Origin of the sequence: Pseudomonas sp. B28(2017), assembly GCF_002113025.1 — a bacterium.
Lineage (GTDB): Bacteria > Pseudomonadota > Gammaproteobacteria > Pseudomonadales > Pseudomonadaceae > Aquipseudomonas.
This window is the reverse complement of sequence record NZ_NEJH01000024.1, coordinates 1-16,977: the sequence shown is the minus strand read 5'-3', so window position 1 is coordinate 16,977 and position 16,977 is coordinate 1. Positions and strand designations below refer to the sequence as shown.

Sequence of the window (16,977 nt, the reverse complement as noted above, 5' to 3'; positions counted from 1 at the left end):
ACCACCGTCAGCGAATCCATCAAGGACGCAACGGGTGGCAACCTCGAAGCGATCAACCCGGTGAAGACCCCGGTGACCACCACGGTCAACGACGTCAACGACAGCACCACGGTGACCCTGAGCGCCACGCCGAGCGTGGACGAAAACGGCACCATCACTTACACCGCGACCCTGACCGACAAGAACGGCGCCCCGGTCACCGCGCAGAGCGGTCCGGTGACGGTCACCCTCGACAGCGGCAAGGTGATCACCATCGCCGTTGGTCAGAGTTCCGGCAGCCTGCCGGTCACCGTGGGCAACGACGTGTACAAGGGCCCGACCACCGTCAGCGAATCCATCAAGGACGCAACGGGTGGCAACCTCGAAGCGATCAACCCGGTGAAAACGCCGGTGACCACCACGGTCAACGACGTCAACGACAGCACCACGGTGACCCTGAGCGCCACGCCGAGCGTGGACGAAAACGGCACCATCACTTACACCGCGACCCTGACCGACAAGAACGGCGCCCCGGTCACCGCGCAAAACGGTCCGGTGACGGTCACCCTCGACAGCGGCAAGGTCATCACCATCGCCGTTGGCCAGAGCTCCGGCAGCCTGCCGGTGAGCGTGGGCAACGACGTTTACCAAGGGCCGACCACCGTCAGCGAATCCATCAAGGACGCGGTGGGCGGCAATCTGGAAGTGCTCAACCCGGTGAAGACCCCGGTGGAAACCACGGTCAATGACGTCAACGACAGCACCACCGTGACCCTGAGCGCCACGCCGAGCGTGGATGAAAACGGCACCATCACCTACACCGCCACCCTGACCGACAAGAACGGTGCCCCGGTGACCGCGCAGAATGGTCCGGTCACCGTGAGCCTCGACAGCGGCAAGGTGATTACCATCGCCGTCGGCCAAAGCTCCGGCAGCCTGCCGGTCACGGTCGGCAACGACGTCTACAAAGGTCCAACCACCGTCAGCGAATCCATCAAGGACGCAACGGGTGGCAACCTCGAAGTGCTCAACCCGATCAAGACCCCGGTGACCACCACGGTCAATGACGTCAACGACAGCACCACCGTGACCCTGAGCGCGACCCCATCGGTGAGCGAGAACGGCACCATCACCTACACCGCGACCCTGACCGACAAAAACGGCGTCCCTGTCATTGCACACGACACGCCAGTCACCGTGACGCTGGATAGTGGCAAGGTGATCACCATCGCCGTCGGCCAAAGCTCCGGCAGCCTGCCGGTCACGGTCGGCAATGACGTCTACAAGGGTCCGACCACCATCTCCGAATCCATCAAGGACGCAACGGGTGGCAACCTCGAAGCGATCAACCCGGTGAAAACGCCGGTCAGCACCACGGTCAACGACGTCAACGACACCACCACCGTGACCCTGAGCGCGACCCCATCGGTGAGCGAGAACGGCACCATCACCTATACCGCGACCATCACCGACAAAAACGGCGCCCCGGTCACTGCACACGACACGCCAGTCACCGTGACGCTGGATAGTGGCAAGGTGATCACCATCGCCGTCGGCCAAAGTTCCGGCAGCCTGCCGGTCACGGTCGGCAATGACGTCTACAAAGGTCCGACCACCATCTCCGAGTCCATCAAGGACGCGGTGGGCGGCAATCTGGAAGCGATCAACCCGGTGAAAACGCCGGTCAGCACCACGGTCAACGACGTCAACGACACCACCACGGTAACCCTGACTGCAACCCCGTCGGTAAGCGAAAACGGCACGATCACCTATACCGCGACCATCACCGACAAAAATGGCGTCCCGGTCACTGCACACGACACGCCAGTCACCGTGACACTCGACAGCGGCAAAGTGATCACCATCGCCGTCGGCCAAAGCTCCGGCACTCTGCCAGTCACCGTGGGCAACGATGTCTACGTCGGCGCACCAGCCGTTACCGAATCAATCAAGGCCGCCAGCGGCGGCAACCTTGAAGCCCTCGGCACGGACAAGACGCCAGTGTCGACCAGCGTCAGTGACTTCAAGGACACCACCACTGTCAGCATCAGCGGCAGCGCCTCGGTAACCGAAGGCCAGGTGGCGAGTTATACCGTCAACCTGACCAACCCGGCCCAGACCGAAGTGACGCTGAAAATCGTCTACAGCGGTACCGCCGCCGACGGTTCGGACTTCACCGGCGTGTACACCGTGAAGATCCCGGCGGGCGCCAGCAGTGCCAACTTCAACGTCGCGACCATCGATGACAAGATCACCGAAGGCACCGAAAACTTCGTGGTCAAGATCGATTCGGTCACCGGCGGCAACTTCGAGAATCTGGCGATCAGTTCGCCCAACGGCAGCGTCAGCACTTCGATCATCGACAACGATGCACCGCCAGTGCTGGACCTTGACGCCAACAACTCCAGCGGTGCCACCGGGGCCGATTACAAGGTGACGTTCACCGAGAACACCGCCGGTCCTGGCGTATCGATCGGCGATCTCGACCTGAGCATCACCGATCCGGACAGCACCATGCTGACCGGTGCGACTGTCGTGCTGACCAACCGTCAGCCAGGCGATGCGCTGAACCTGGGCAACAGCGTCAACGGCATCACCATCAACAGCAATGACCAGACTGGCACGATCACACTGACCTTGACCGGTACTGCGACGCTGGCTGATTACATTCAGCGGATCAAGAACATCACCTTCACCAACAACAGTGAAGACCCAAGCACCGTACCCCGGACCATTACCGTGAAGGTGACCGATGGCAGCAACGACTCCAACACCGCGACCACCACGGTCAACGTGGTGGCGGTCAATGACGCACCGGTCGCAGCACCAGTCAACGTCACCGGCACCGAAGACACGCCGCTGATTCTTGGCTGGTCGACCTTTGGCGTCAGCGACGTCGACAGTCCGGCCACCAGCCTGGGCGTGAAAATCACCCAGTTGCCGGGCGAGGGCAAACTGCAGTACCTGGACGGTTCGACCTGGAAAGACGTCGCCGCCAACCAGACCTTCAGCAAAGCCGACATCGACGCTGGCAAACTGCGCTTCATGCCGGATGCCAACGAGTCGGGCGCGAACGGTTATGGCACCGGCACTGGCGATCAAAAGGCTGATTACGCGCAACTCCAGTTCCAGCCAACCGACGGCCAGGCACTGGGCAGTACCGGCACGCTCAAGATCGGCATCACCCCGGTGGCGGATGCCCCGACCCTGAGCGTTGCCGACAACAGCGTGAAGTCCACCGGACTGATCAAGGAAGTCTGGACAGGTCTGTCGGGCCTGGGCACCAACGGCAACGGCGCGGACTCGACCACGCTGAAAAACGTGATCGACGCCGCTGGCACGCCGAACTCCAAAGGCACCGTAACCAACGTGCAGTCCGACGGTAACGTGACCGCCGGTACGGCGTCGAAAACCTCCGGCCTGATCTACCTCGAAGCCGGCAAGACCTACACCTTCAGCGGTGTTGGCGATGACAGCCTGTTGGTGACCATCGGCGGCAAGAACGTCGCCGCGATCACGTGGGGCGCAGGTGGCAACCTCAATGGTTCGTTCACCCCGACCACCAGCGGCTACTACACACTGGACATCTACCACCACAACCAGAGCGGCCCGGGCAACTATGACGTCAACCTGTCGGTCAATGGCAGCACGCCGATCGACCTGAGCAGTGCCGGCGTACCGATTTACACGGGCGTGACGGATCTGGTGAATGCCGGTGTGACCGTGTCCGACCTGCACGGCACCAATGGCGAGGGCTACTACGACGGTTACAAACTCAACACCGGCGCCGAAGGCACCAGTGTGAAATTGTCAGCCATCACAACCGCGCTGACCGACACCGACGGCTCGGAAAGCCTGAGCCTGAAGCTCAGCGGCATGCCGGTCGGCTCGGTGCTCACCGACGGCGCGGGACATACCTTCACGGTCACTGCGACCAGTGTCGAGGCCAACGTGACGGGCTGGAGCCTCGGCTCTCTGACCGTAACGCCACCATCGTATTACAACGGCCAGTTCAACCTGACTGTGACTTCGACCTCCACTGAAGCCCTGGGTGGTTCGGCCAGCAGCACTTCGCAGATTCCTGTGACTGTGTACCCGGCGGTCTACAACGCCGTCACTGCCACGGCGGCCAATGACACCGTCACCGGCACCGACGGCAATGACATCATCGTCGCCGACATCGGCGGCCTGACCGTGGTGCCAGGCACCAACTACAACATCGCGTTCATGGTCGACAGTTCCGGCAGTATGAGTACCTCGTCGATCAATTCGGCCAAGGACTCGCTGACGTCGGTGTTCAACACCCTCAAGCAAAGCCTGGGCAGCAACTCGGGTACGGTGAACATCTTCCTGGTGGACTTCGACACCCAGGTCAACAAGTCAGTATCGGTGAACCTCAAAGACCCGAATGCGCTGACTCAGTTGAAGGCGATCCTGGACTCGATGTCATCCGGCGGCGGCACCAACTACGAGGACGTGTTCAAAACCACGGCCAACTGGTTCCAGAGTGCGGACGCCGTGGCCAACACCGGGGCGAAGAACCTCACGTATTTCATTACTGACGGCAAGCCGACTTACTACCAGAGCGGCGAGTCGACCAACCCGACCCTGTATGGCAGCACAACACTCGATAGCCTGATCACCACCAGCAACTATCAGTTGGGTAAAGCGATCAGCCTGTTCCCCGACAGCACGCACCAGATCGACATTAGCGCCTCAGGCTACGTGACGGTCTGGACCAAGAGCAGCAACGGCAACAACGGCAATGGCAATGGCAATGGCAATGGAAATAGCTGGTCCTCCAAGGACTTCGGCTATCTGCATGCCCAGGGCGACGGCACCTACGAGTTCTCGGGTCGTGACGGCGACGGCAACAGCACCGACGGGGACACCATCAGCAACTCCACCAGCAGCTTTACACTGCTGAGCAAGCTGTCGAACGTCGAGGCCATTGGCCTTAACAGCGACGTGAGCCTCAACGACCTGAAGCCGTACGACTCGGATACTACGCCGCAAACCAACATCGATCCGAAGGATCTGGCCAACTCAATCATTGGCCACACCGAGGCAACAATGCCGGGCAACGACACCGTCAGTGGTGGCGACGGCAACGACCTCCTGTTCGGCGACCTGGTGAGCTTCAACGGCATTGCTGGCGAGGGTTACCAGGCGATACAAGCCTTCGTGGCGCAGCAATCCGGCGTGGACGTCAGCAAAGTCACCACCAGCAACGTGCACCAATACATCACCGAGCATTACACCGCGTTCGATGTGTCCGGTGCCCATGACGGCAACGACACCCTGCTGGGCGGTGCGGGCAATGACATCCTGTTCGGCTCGGGCGGTACCGACACCCTCGACGGTGGCAAGGGCAATGACATCCTGCTCGGCGGCACCGGCAACGACACGCTGATGGGCGGACAGGGCAACGACATCCTGATCGGTGGTTCCGGTGGCGACACCTTCGTCTGGAAAGCAGGCGACACCGGCAACGACGTGATCAAGGACTTCAAGGCCAGCGAAGGCGACCGGATCGACCTGCGCGATTTGTTGCAGGGCGAAACCGGCAGCACCATCGACAACTTCCTGAAGATCACCACGGTCGATGGCGTGTCGTCGCTACAAGTCAGCTCGACCGGCCAGTTCAATTCGGGTAACGCCGCAGCCGCCACGCCGGACGTGACGATCAAGCTGGAAGGCAATAACTGGTCAAGCGCCAACCTGCACAACCTGATTGCCGGTAGCGACCCGACCATCAAAATCGATCACAACAACAGCTGATGCACGAAAACGGCCGTTCCTTATGGGGCGGCCGTCACGTTTGCGTCCACTGCCCGGTGACGATTTCGTCACTGCGCCACATACTGGCGAGCAGTTGACCTATGCTGCTGACAGCACGACGCTGGTTCAATTCCGAGGGATGCTCAATGTTTTACGTGCAACGCGATGCGCAGGGCCTATTGGTACGCGTGGAACCCGTAGCCTACGGCGAGGCCACGGAAACGCTGCCGGCCGACAATCATGAAATCCAGACCTGGTTTGCCAACGCGGCGGTGGAGAACAGCCTCAAACAGCTCAAGCAAAGTGACCTGGAAATGATCCGGGTACTCGATGACTTGATTCAGGTGCTGACCCAGAAAGGCGTGATCCGCGTCACCGACCTGCCAACGGCAGCCCAGGCTAAACTCATGGACCGCAACCAGGCCCGTGAAGCCTTGGGTGGTTTGAGCCAATTGATCGATGATGAAGAGACCGGGCTGATCTGACGTAACCCTCCGATCATTCCCGCGCGCTGCGTCGGAGCGATCAAATCAGCCCCAAGGCTTGGGCTCGCCGAACAACTGGCCCTGCACGCCGTATAGCCCCATCTCGCGAATCACCGACAACTCGCCTTCAGTCTCGACCCGCTCGGCAATCAGCGGCAAATCGATGCTGTGCGCCGCTCGCTGGATCGCCTCGATGAACAGGCGTTTGTCACTCTCCAGATCAATCGAGCGAATATAGCTGCCATCGATCTTCAGGTATGCCAGCCCCAGCCGTGCCAGGTTGCCGATCATGCTGAAGCGTCCGCCAAAACGTTGCAGGCTCAGTGAGAAGTCGAGTTCGCGCAGGCGCCGGGTCAACTGCTCCAGCACCGCCTGGTCAGGCAGTTGCTCTTCGCCAATCTCCAGGGTCAGACGCGGGCCGAAATTGGAATGCGCACGCAGTATCTCGAAGATTTTGTTTTGCGCCTGCGGGTCGCCCAAGGTAGCCGACGACAGATTCAGCGCCAGCGACTCCTCATGCTCGCTCATTTGCTCCAACACCCGCTCGAGCATCAGCCGATCCAGACGCGCCGTCCAGCCGAAGCGCTCCAGCCAAGGCAGAAAACGCCCGGCGGAGATGGTCTGACCGTGCTCGTCGAGCAGTCGCGACAACACTTTGTAATGCAGCACCAGTTGCGTGTCCTGGGCAGCCACTACCGGCTGGAAATACAGCTCGAAGCGCCGCTGTGTCAGCGCCTGGTCGAGCATGCGATGCCAGGCGTGGTGATCGTCGCCGACACTGGTCGAGAGGCTGTGTTCGATACAGGCCCAGTTCTGCTCGCCCTGGCCTTCTGCCTGCGCCAGCGCCTGATCACCGAGGCTGAGCACGGTTTGCGGCGAGTCGCCGTGAGCAAAAGGCGCCAGGCCGATAGACGCCACGGCAGCCACATCGGTGGCGCCGGTAGCGTGCAGACTGGCCAAGGCGCTGTCGAGGTTTTGTGCCAGTTGCAGCGCTTCTTCGCGCACCAGCCCCGGCGCCAGCACGGCAAATTCGCCACCGCGGATACGCGTGACCAGGTTCTGGGTTTCCGGGTATTTGGCGCACTCGCGAGACAGTTGTTCACCGACGGCCTTGAGCACGTCATCGGTGCGCTGGCCACCGAGACGCTGGTTGAGACCGGCCAGGTCCTTGACCCGCAATAGCAGCAGGTAACCGGAACTGGCCTGCTCCGGGTTGCTCACCCGCGCATTCAGTTGCATCTCGAAATAACGCCGGTTGGCCAACCCGGTCAACGAGTCCTGATAGGACTCGACCCGCAGTTTTTCACTACGCTCCGCCTGCTCCTGGAACAGCGCCTTGAGCTTCTCGACCATCTGGTTCATGGCCTGCACGACCCGGCGAAGTTCGGGGGTGCGCGGCAGTTCCGGCAGGCTGAGGAATTCCCGCCGGGCGATGGCGTGGGATTGCTTGACCATGTAATCCAGCGGTCTCAATTGCTGACGCAGCAACAGTGCGCCGAGTACCGCACTGACTGCGCCGCATAGCAGCAGCCAGCTCATGCTGCCCAAAGCGCTTTGCCACAGCTTGGCCAGCGCGAACATCGGGTGGCTGACCACCTCGACCCGGGCAGCCTGCTCCCAGCCGCGGCTGACGATCGCATCACCACCGGCGGGCTCCAGGCCGATCAGTTTGACGAACCAGTCCGGAACGTTGTTGACCGCTGGAATACCCGTGCGCTCAACCAGGGCCTGGTCGGTCTTCAAATCGACCACGCGGATGCTAGCGTAGTAACCGCTGTCGAAAATCGAGCTGACCAGCAACTCGACCATCGCCGGGTCGTCGATATTCGGTGTCAAGGAAAGCGCCAGCGCCGTCGCCGCGTCCTGGGCATGGGAGCGCAACTGGTTGACGTACTGAGTGCGCGAGCTCTCCAGACTGACCATGAAACTGCCGGTGAAGGCGACTACCAGGAACAGACAGATAGCAATCAACAGCTGTTTGAACAAAGACATCTGAGCACCTGCTCCTAGTTAGTCGTCTCGACCGGGAATCCTTCGGCCTGCATTTTCTTCAACACATCCTGCCAGCGCGACAGACGCTTGGTATCGCCGACCTTTTTGTTGCCCTTGGTACCCGGTAACCACAACCCTTCTGCATTGAAAGAGTAGACCGGCAGCAAATCCTTTCGCTGGCTGGCCGGCTTGATTGCGTCAATCAGGCTATCGAGCACCAGAGGCTCGGCTTCTTGACTCGAGTAGTAGGTCAGCACCATGTGCGCACGGTTCTGGGTCAGTGCCTTGACATAGGTAATACGCAGTTTTTCACTGGCTACACCGAGGTGACGCAGGCTGAAGTACTTGGCAATGGCGTAGTCTTCACAGTCGCCGGCGCCTTTCCAGAGGGCTTCGATCGGGGTTTCCCAGTAGTCGACTTCATGCCACAGATCGATGTCTTCGACATATCGCAGCTGTTTGTTGAAGAAGCGATTGACCACATTGAGTTGTTCCAACTCGCCGATCTGCTTCTGACTGGCCAACAAGTATTGCCAATCATTAATGCGTTGCTGACCTTCTCCCAAAGGCCCGTACAATGCCTGCGCCCGCCGGCTGATCAGGGAAAAATCCCAATCGGCACTCAAACTGCCCAACATCACGCCAGCCAGCAGCAATGCGCTGCACAGCCAGCGTAAAATCCGGGGGATCGTTAAACTTGCCGCCAATGCGAGGCATCCTGGGTAGGCAGGAGGGAATCGTCCGAATGGTGAAGGTTAGACCGGAAAAAGACAATGGCACGATGAGATCATTGGCGGCGCGCTAAACTGCAAGAAAGGCACTCGTTTGCTTGTTTGACAAGCCGTCAGGCAGTTACTAGTGTCATTTGGATCCAAAAAATACTCCATCATTCAGGGTGCGTTTAGTGACACAAAAGCCCAACCCTCTAAGCAGTATCAAGGTCAACGGGCCCATTCCAGCGCATCTGGCACGGTCGGTGATCGAAGAAACCCTGCGCGCGGCCATACTCGACGGGCGCATTCCTTGCGGCGCCGCCCTGCGCCAGCAAGACCTCGCCGACCTGTTCGGCGTCAGCCGGATGCCCGTACGCGAAGCCTTGCGCCAGCTCGAAGCACAATCGTTGCTCAACGTGGTTGCCCACAAGGGCGCCGTGGTCGCGCCGCTGATCCAGGGCGATGCCGTGGAAACCTACGCGCTGCGCATTCTGCTGGAATCCGAAGCCCTGCGTCTCTCGGTGCCACTGCTCCAGGACGAAGATATCGAACAGGCTGCCCGTTATATCGACGAACTCGAAATGGAAAGCGACTACACCGAAATCGGCCGGCTCAATCGCCTGTTCCACATGGTGCTTTATAGCCGGGCACCCAATCGCCGGCTGTTGAGACTGGTCGAAGACGGCCTGATCGAGGAAGAGCGGTTCCTGCGTTTCAACCTGGAAGCCATGGGCCTGGGCAAACTGTCCCAGGACGACCATCAGGCATTGTTACGGGCCGCCGAAGACCGAGACGTCGAGCGCTCCGTGAAGCTGCTCGAACACCACCTGAACCGAGCGGTCGAGGTCATTACACGCTACCTCAACAGCCCTGAAGTCCGGGCCAAAAATACGCCCAGGTAACCCGCAGCAGCAAGTCCGAGGGAGGCGCACCAAAGGGTTCGCCTCGCCTGCTGCACATTTCCCCGAATGTGCTCCACGAATAGCTTGATTACAAATCCCCTGCTCCCATATCACACCACCCCCGTGGCTTATCACGCCCCAACGCCCCGCCGCCTTCAAACCTGACCATCGCAGCGATTGCGTGAGGCCTCGGTATTGGCGGCCGCCCCGATTTGCGCCCACTCTGGATGCCAAGGACACAATAAAACCGGGGGACGTTCCGTGCGAATGGCGTAGTCCCCATCCCCAGAAGCGAAGGAAGGAGCCTCATCACGGGAACGGAAGGATCGGCACCACTCACGACCCACTTCCACCCCCTCAGACATCCCCCAACGACGCCAACTAAAAAGTTACTTCGAGTGAGGCATTCACTCTTTATTCAATTCTGACTTATATAGGCCGGAAGGAGTAACTACGCCAAAATAAAACCAATATGAAAAGTTTTATTGGAACTTATCAACCTTGAAAAAGTTGAATATCAAAATAATACCAAAACAACTTGATTAACACTTTATATGTGTATTAGTTTTTCTTCGCCGCCAACAGCAAGCGACAGCAGCACAACAGTTACACGACATATCCAGCACTGAAAAAGATCAATTCGTTTGAGGTACCCGTTCGCCCTGAGAAACGTGAAGCGAACTTCAGTGCTTGATGACTTCTCACCTCGGATCACTTACAGGCCCATCCATGAAACCAACTAAAGAACGTCTTATTCAAATAAAAGCCGAACTTGGCGAACACCCGATTTTCTCTGAAATACGTTCGCTACCGGTCCTGCGACGCTTCATGGAAACCCACGTGTTTGCCGTATGGGACTTCATGTCACTGACCAAGCGCCTGCAACAGGAGCTGACTTGCGTGCGACTGCCCTGGCTGCCACCGCAGGATCCCCTGGCCGCGCGGTTGATCAACGAGATCGTGCTGGGTGAGGAGTCGGATGATCGCCCGGCCCAGGGTCATTACAGCCACTTCGAGTTGTATCTGGATGCAATGCGCGAAGTCGGCGCCTGCACCGTTGCCATCGAACGCTTCGTGGCCCTGCAACAAGAAGGCATGAGCTACGACATGGCCTTGCAGTGCATCAACGTCGATCCGGCGGCCGCACATTTCGTTCGCCACACGCTACACACGGCACTGCATGCACCGGGTCACAGTGTTGCAGCGGCGTTTCTGCACGGTCGCGAGAGCGTTATCCCGCAGATGTTCCAGCGCATCCTCGACGATTGGGGCATCGGCACCGAACAGGCGCCGACCTTCCGTTACTACCTCGAACGGCACATTGAAGTCGATTCAGAAGACCACGGCCCGGCAGCGGAAAAGCTCCTGTCACGACTGATCGATGGCGACCCGCAACGGCAGGAAGACGTGTATGCCAGCGCCATCGCTGCCGTGGAAAGTCGTATTGCCCTGTGGGACGGATTGCGTCTGAGCATCAACGAATCGGTCGTGGAGGTGAGCGCATGAACGCCGCCGACTACCAATCCTTCGCCGACGCCTGGGAAAGTCGCGCCACCATCCGCACACGCCCGCGACGCGTGCTGGAGAACGACGACAAACTTATCTACCCCTTGAGTCGTCAACCGCTGGTGCTGAGCGAAACCTTTCTGCGCGAATGTCCGCAGTTGCGCGACTTCGCCCTGGTGCAGACGCTCTACAAGTTCATCAACGATGTGGTGATTTTCGAAACCGAGATCGTCGACAAGACCGCCCGCAGCATCGCCAAGAATCGCTTCGCGGTCGAGTTCCCGTTCGCCTGCCGCTACGACGCCATGACTGTTGTGGTGGACGAGGATTACCACGCACTGGTGGCGATGGATTTCATGCAACAGGCCATCGGGTTGACCGGCATAAGCCCCATTGAATTGCCGGATGAAATCGAACTGAGCCGAGCGATACCGGCGGCCGTGGCGCTCGCACCGGAGCACTTGCGTAGCGCTGTAGAACTGATCTGCGTGGCCATCGCCGAAAACACTGTGACTGGCGATGTCGCCGCGTTCGCCAAGGACGCCACGGTCAAGCAATCGATCAAAGGCCTGATGGCCGATCACTTGCTGGACGAGGGGCGCCATTCCGGTTTTTGGGCACGGCTGGTACGCATTTACTGGCATACCGCAAGTGCAGACGACCGCCATTGCATCGCTCAGATCCTGCCGGTGTTCATTGGCCATTACCTGACCAACGACATCCAGAAATCCTTCGACTTCCGCTTGATCGACGCACTGCAGACCAACGACGCGACGCGCCACGCACTCAAGAACGAAATGTCGGCGCTGGCCTTCCCGATCAATCGTCATCACCCGCTGGTGGCCAACATTGTGCGGTTTTTCCGAAGCAGTTCGCTGCTCGAATCGCCGTGCGTACAAACCGCCCTCAGCGACTACCTGGTTTGACGAGGAGCCCATCATGAGACGTCTCGACATCTTGCTCAACGGACAAAGCCAGGCCATGAACAGCCTGGCGCTGGAACTCGAACAACACGGTCACTCACTGACGTGGATATCCGCACTCGACGAAATACCGGGGCCTGCGGATCTGCTGATCGACGATGGCACGTCGCGTCAGTTCATTGCTCAGGCGCCACGGCTGACATTGCAATTGGGTCTCGGCCTGCCACAGGCGTCAGGCCTGCCTTCGCTGGACCTGTTGTGCTGCCATGGCTCAACGCTGCTGAGTCGTGTACCCGTTGCCGATGAGCCGTCGGGGAACGGCCAGGCGTTGCGTATGCAGGCCATGGCAACACTGGTTGACCACGTGGCGCTGCTGGTCAGCCGCTACTCGCGGGATGCCGACTATTTTCGACACGCCGAACCTGTCGTACCTGTCCGCTACGAACGCGCCGAGAACCTGCGGTTCCTGGACAGCCTCGCGTTCGTGCATCGCCTCAATGCCACCGCCGACCCACGACTGCAGCAACTCGCGCAAACGCCAATGATCGAACGGCTGGAACAACAGTGCATCCAGAACGCCGAACGCCCAGCCTTGAGCATCGCCGGCACAACGCTCGACTATCGCCAGTTGCACGCCCACAGCCGCGCCATCCAGCAACGTTTGCGACTGCTGCTGGATCAGCACCAAGGCCCGGTAGTCATCGGAATCTGTCTGCCCAAATGCAGCGCGCTGTATGCCGGAATCCTGGCGATCCTGGGCAGCGGCGCGGTGTACCTGCCGCTGGAGCCGAACCATCCGCTGCAACGTCAGCAGTACATTCTGGCGAATGCCGGTGCGGTGTTGTTGCTGCATGATGGCGAGCATCCCCTGGCGAGGGAGATGCCGGGGTTGGATATCAGGCGTATCGACCACCGCGACGTGGATCTCACTCAACCCTTGATGCACCATCGCCCCGACCTTGATGCGCCCTGCATGGCGCTCTACACGTCGGGCACCACCGGTCATCCGAAGGGTGTGTTGCTCAGTCAGGCCAACCTCGCGCACTTCACCCACTGGTATGCCGATTATGTGCAGTTGACCAGCCAGAGTCGGGTGCTGCAGTTTTCTTCGTTGAGTTTCGACTCATCGCTGATCGACATCTTCCCGACACTGCTGCAAGGCGCCGAGTTGATCGTGCCCGACGAGGACCAACGTCGCGATCCACTGCAACTGGTGGAGCTGATTCGTCATCGGCAACTGAGCCACGCCTTTTTACCGCCGGCCTTGCTGAGCATCCTGCCACTGGAGCAGTTGCAGTGCCTTGACCGTGTGATGACCGGCGGCGATGTCTGCGAGCCGTGGGTCATCGAGCAACTGAGCGGTCAGGGCAAGCTCCACAACCTCTACGGGCCCACCGAAGCCACGGTGCTGATTACCGCGCGGCAGCTTCAGGCAGGCGACAACAACCGCTCGCTGGGTGCGCCTATTGCCAATGGCCAGGTGTTGATTCTCGATGATGACTTTCAACCGGTGGCCGAACAGATCGTCGGTGAGTTGTACATTGCCGGCCCGGGCGTGTGCCTGGGATACCTGAACAACCCGCAGCAAACCGCTGAGCGTTATCTGGATCTGAACTTGCCTGATGGCCAGACCCTGCGCGTCTATCGAACCGGAGACATGGCGAAGTGGACGGCTGAAGGGATCGAGCTGTGTGGTCGGCGTGATAATCAGGTGAAGATTCGCGGCTTCCGGGTCGAGCCGGAAGAGATTGAGCGCTGCCTGCGCGACAGCCGGTTGTACCGCCAGGTTGCCGTAGTCATTGATCGCCAGCACCGGATTCTGGCCTTCCTTGCCCAACCCCGGGAAGAGCTCCCAGGCGCGGCTCGCCAGGCATTGAAGGCCCACGCGGCACAGCACCTGCCGGACTACATGCACCCCATTGCATGGACCGAGCTGTCAAGCCTGCCTTACGCCAGCAATGGCAAGGTCGACCGCAAGGCGTTGCTGGAGCTGCAGGTGAGCGTAACCGATAGCCCTCCACGGCGCCTGCCCGTCAATGCCGATGAGGCCCTGCTGCTGGATATCTGGGCCGAGTTGCTGGAGCTGCCGGCGAGTGATATTCCCACCGACGAAAGCTTCTTCAATCTGGGCGGGCACTCGATCCTGCTATCGCGCATGCTCCTGCGCCTGCGTGAAGAGTTCGGGCGCAGCATCTCGATCAACCGCTTCATAGAGCTGCCCACCATAACGAAACTGGCGACACTGGTACGCGGCTCCGCCAGCGAAGAAGTGCTGAGCGAACAGGCCCTGCGCGATGCCTTCCGCGAGCTGGATATTCAACCGCTGCCCATCAGCCGCATGGGCGATGTGCACAAGGTGATCGTCACCGGCGCCAACAGTTTTGTCGGTGTACACATCGTCGAGGCGTTGCTGGCCTTGGGGGCCAGCGAGGTCGCCTGCCTGGTTCGCGACGGCAATGGGCAATCGGCGGATGAGCGCTTTGCCCAGGCGCTGCGGGAGAACCGTCTGGAGCATCTGGATATGAGCCGGGTGCGGGTTCACGCGGCCGACATCAGGCGGCCGGAACTCGGTTTGGCAGCCGAGGCTTATCAGCGCCTGGATCGAGAATTTGGCGCGCTGGTGCACAACGCGGCCAACGTCAATCACGTCCTCGATTACGAATCGCTGGCGAGGGACAACGTAGAGCCAATTTTCGAATGTTTGCGCCTGTGCGAAGGGAGCAGCAAAAAAATCTTCAATTTCGTCTCGACACTCTCGGCCTCCAGCACGATATCCGCAGACGGCCGAGTGCTCGAGTTGCCGGCCGCACCGACCCCCCCCATCTACATCAAGAACGGCTACAACCTGTCCAAATGGGTCGGCGAGCGCATCCTCGAACGGGCGCGGGAGCTTGGGGTCCGGGTCAATCTCTACCGCCCTGGCAACATCAGCTTCAACAGCCTCACCGGCGTGTGCCAGCCACACAAGAATCGCCTGATGCTGATGCTCAAGGGCTCGATCCAGCTTGGCCAGGTGCCGGAATTCGCCTTGAACTTCGACTTGATGCCGGTGGACTTTCTCGCCCGCTTCATCGCCTTCCACGCCAGTCGTTATCAACCGGAACAGGCGGTGTTCAACCTGCACAACCCCGAGCCCCTGAGCTGGGACAACTACGTGGCGTCCTTCCGCGAAGCGGGGCGCGAATTCGCGATGGTCAGCGTCGCCGACTGGCAGCAGCAGTTGAGTCGGGTCGACAGCGACAACGCGTTGTTCGGCGTGCTGGGGTTTTACCTCAACGGCTTCGAGGAGGACATCGGCGACATCTCGATGATCGGTCACGACAACGCCCAGGCCGGTGTTCGGCTCATGGGTGCGCACTACCCGCAAAAGTCCCCCGCGCTACTGCGTCGCGGCTGCGACTACCTCAAAGAAATCAACTTCATCTGACTCAACCCCAATGGAGCAAGACCATGAGTACTCTGCAACCCGATACCCTGATCAAAAACCCTCAAGGCTGCCACGTGGTGTCCTCGGTGGACGTGCCCGCCGATGCTGCGCAGGTATGGGCCGTAGTTGGTAACTTTTCCGGCTTCGATCGCTTCATCCCGGCACTGTCGCACATCGAAATGACCGGTGAAGGCGTGTCATCGTTACGCAAAAAGTTTTTCAAGGACGGCAACCAGGTGGTTGAACAGCTTAACTCCCGGGACGACCAGGCACGGCACATGACCTGGACCACTATCTACAACACCCTGGGTGTGGCCAATCTGTGGGCCGCGATGAGCGTTGAACCACTGGATGCGGACAAGTCCCGAGCCACCTGGACCATCATTGCCGAACCGGTGCAGGGTAGCGCCGACGCGCTATCAGGCTTCAAGGAATTCGTACAGGGCTTTGCCGATGATGCGATGAACAATGTGCTGAAACTGTTTGCGTAGAGCGTAAAAAAGCCCGTTGTGGAGAGGCTCCGCATCGGGCTTTTCAGTACCTCTGAAACGACAAAACCCCTGTCTGCGTCAGCAGACAGGGGTTTTGGAATTCAATCTTGACGATGACCTACTCTCACATGGGGAAACCCCACACTACCATCGGCGATGCATCGTTTCACTTCTGAGTTCGGGATGGGATCAGGTGGTTCCAACGCTCTATGGTCGTCAAGAAATTCTGTGACCAGCCCGTTAGAACATTAACGTGCCAGTGAAAATTGGTGACTTCTACTAAAACAAAACCCCTACCTGCCTGCGCAGATAGGGGTTTCGGAATTTAATCTTGACGATGACCTACTCTCACATGGGGAAACCCCACACTACCATCGGCGATGCATCGTTTCACTTCTGAGTTCGGGATGGGATCAGGTGGTTCCAACGCTCTATGGTCGTCAAGAAATTCTGTGACCAGCCCGTTAGAACATTAACGTGCCAGTGAAAATTGGTGACTTCTACTAAAACAAAACCCCTACCTGCCTGCGCAGATAGGGGTTTCGGAATTTAATCTTGACGATGACCTACTCTCACATGGGGAAACCCCACACTACCATCGGCGATGCATCGTTTCACTTCTGAGTTCGGGATGGGATCAGGTGGTTCCAACGCTCTATGGTCGTCAAGAAATTCGGTGTGCCGACCCGTCTTTCGACGTTTCAGCAAATTGGGCATGCGATAGATTTGTGTGTTGTGCGAACTTTCGGTTCATTGCGTCTTCACACACCGCAATCTG

Annotated in this window: 8 protein-coding genes, 3 rRNA genes and 1 pseudogene; 7 read left to right on the top strand and 5 right to left on the bottom strand. The window is 59.4% G+C overall.

Features of this window, described 5'->3' with window-relative positions:
* A pseudogene (locus CAF65_RS27590) lies at positions 1-5,760 on the top strand (LapA family giant adhesin); the annotation flags it as partial.
* Positions 5,761-5,906: 146 nt separating this feature from the next.
* Complete coding sequence (locus tag CAF65_RS27585; RefSeq protein WP_085719137.1) at positions 5,907-6,245, top strand: tryptophan synthase subunit beta; 339 nt, start codon at positions 5,907-5,909, stop codon at positions 6,243-6,245.
* Positions 6,246-6,290: 45 nt separating this feature from the next.
* Here the strand turns inward: CAF65_RS27585 and lapD are convergent, their stop codons facing one another.
* Positions 6,291-8,237, bottom strand: a complete 1,947-nt coding sequence (gene lapD / locus CAF65_RS27580) for a cyclic di-GMP receptor LapD (protein WP_085719136.1) — start codon at positions 8,235-8,237, stop codon at positions 6,291-6,293.
* 14 nt (positions 8,238-8,251) lie between these two features.
* Positions 8,252-8,944, bottom strand: coding sequence for a cysteine protease LapG (gene lapG / locus CAF65_RS27575; RefSeq protein ID WP_085719135.1), 693 nt, complete (start codon positions 8,942-8,944; stop codon positions 8,252-8,254).
* A gap of 197 nt (positions 8,945-9,141) precedes the next feature.
* On the opposite strand from lapG, the gene CAF65_RS27570 reads away from it, so the two are divergent.
* The 5 genes from CAF65_RS27570 to CAF65_RS27550 all read left to right on the top strand — a co-directional run bounded on the left by CAF65_RS27570 (position 9,142) and on the right by CAF65_RS27550 (position 16,199).
* Positions 9,142-9,852, top strand: coding sequence for a GntR family transcriptional regulator (locus tag CAF65_RS27570; RefSeq protein ID WP_085719134.1), 711 nt, complete (start codon positions 9,142-9,144; stop codon positions 9,850-9,852).
* A gap of 729 nt (positions 9,853-10,581) precedes the next feature.
* The gene (locus CAF65_RS27565) at positions 10,582-11,358 is read left to right on the top strand and encodes a DUF3050 domain-containing protein (protein WP_085719133.1); all 777 of its coding nucleotides are present in this window, start codon (positions 10,582-10,584) and stop codon (positions 11,356-11,358) included.
* Positions 11,355-12,284 (top strand): diiron oxygenase, encoded by a 930-nt coding sequence (locus CAF65_RS27560; RefSeq protein WP_085719132.1) that lies wholly within the window; start codon positions 11,355-11,357, stop codon positions 12,282-12,284. The genes CAF65_RS27565 and CAF65_RS27560 overlap by 4 nt, the downstream gene beginning before the upstream one ends.
* A gap of 13 nt (positions 12,285-12,297) precedes the next feature.
* On the top strand, positions 12,298-15,708 hold the full coding sequence (locus tag CAF65_RS27555; protein ID WP_085719131.1) for a non-ribosomal peptide synthetase: 3,411 nt from the start codon (positions 12,298-12,300) through the stop codon (positions 15,706-15,708).
* Positions 15,709-15,731: 23 nt separating this feature from the next.
* On the top strand, positions 15,732-16,199 hold the full coding sequence (locus CAF65_RS27550) for an SRPBCC family protein (protein WP_085719130.1): 468 nt from the start codon (positions 15,732-15,734) through the stop codon (positions 16,197-16,199).
* 105 nt (positions 16,200-16,304) lie between these two features.
* On the opposite strand, the gene rrf (CAF65_RS27545) is transcribed toward CAF65_RS27550, so the two are convergent.
* From rrf (CAF65_RS27545) to rrf (CAF65_RS27535), 3 genes are all read right to left on the bottom strand, one after another.
* Positions 16,305-16,420, bottom strand: a 5S ribosomal RNA gene (rrf, locus tag CAF65_RS27545).
* A gap of 108 nt (positions 16,421-16,528) precedes the next feature.
* A 5S ribosomal RNA gene (gene rrf / locus CAF65_RS27540) occupies positions 16,529-16,644 on the bottom strand.
* A gap of 108 nt (positions 16,645-16,752) precedes the next feature.
* A 5S ribosomal RNA gene (rrf, locus tag CAF65_RS27535) occupies positions 16,753-16,868 on the bottom strand.
* Between the last annotated feature and the right edge of the window lie 109 nt (positions 16,869-16,977).

Coding starts and splice junctions, on each gene's coding strand:
- CAF65_RS27585 (WP_085719137.1), top strand. CDS start 5,907: ATGTTTTACGTGCAACGCGATGCGCAGGGCCTATTGGTACGCGTGGAA.
- lapD (WP_085719136.1), bottom strand. CDS start 8,237: ATGTCTTTGTTCAAACAGCTGTTGATTGCTATCTGTCTGTTCCTGGTA.
- CAF65_RS27565 (WP_085719133.1), top strand. CDS start 10,582: ATGAAACCAACTAAAGAACGTCTTATTCAAATAAAAGCCGAACTTGGC.
- CAF65_RS27560 (WP_085719132.1), top strand. CDS start 11,355: ATGAACGCCGCCGACTACCAATCCTTCGCCGACGCCTGGGAAAGTCGC.
- CAF65_RS27555 (WP_085719131.1), top strand. CDS start 12,298: ATGAGACGTCTCGACATCTTGCTCAACGGACAAAGCCAGGCCATGAAC.
- CAF65_RS27550 (WP_085719130.1), top strand. CDS start 15,732: ATGAGTACTCTGCAACCCGATACCCTGATCAAAAACCCTCAAGGCTGC.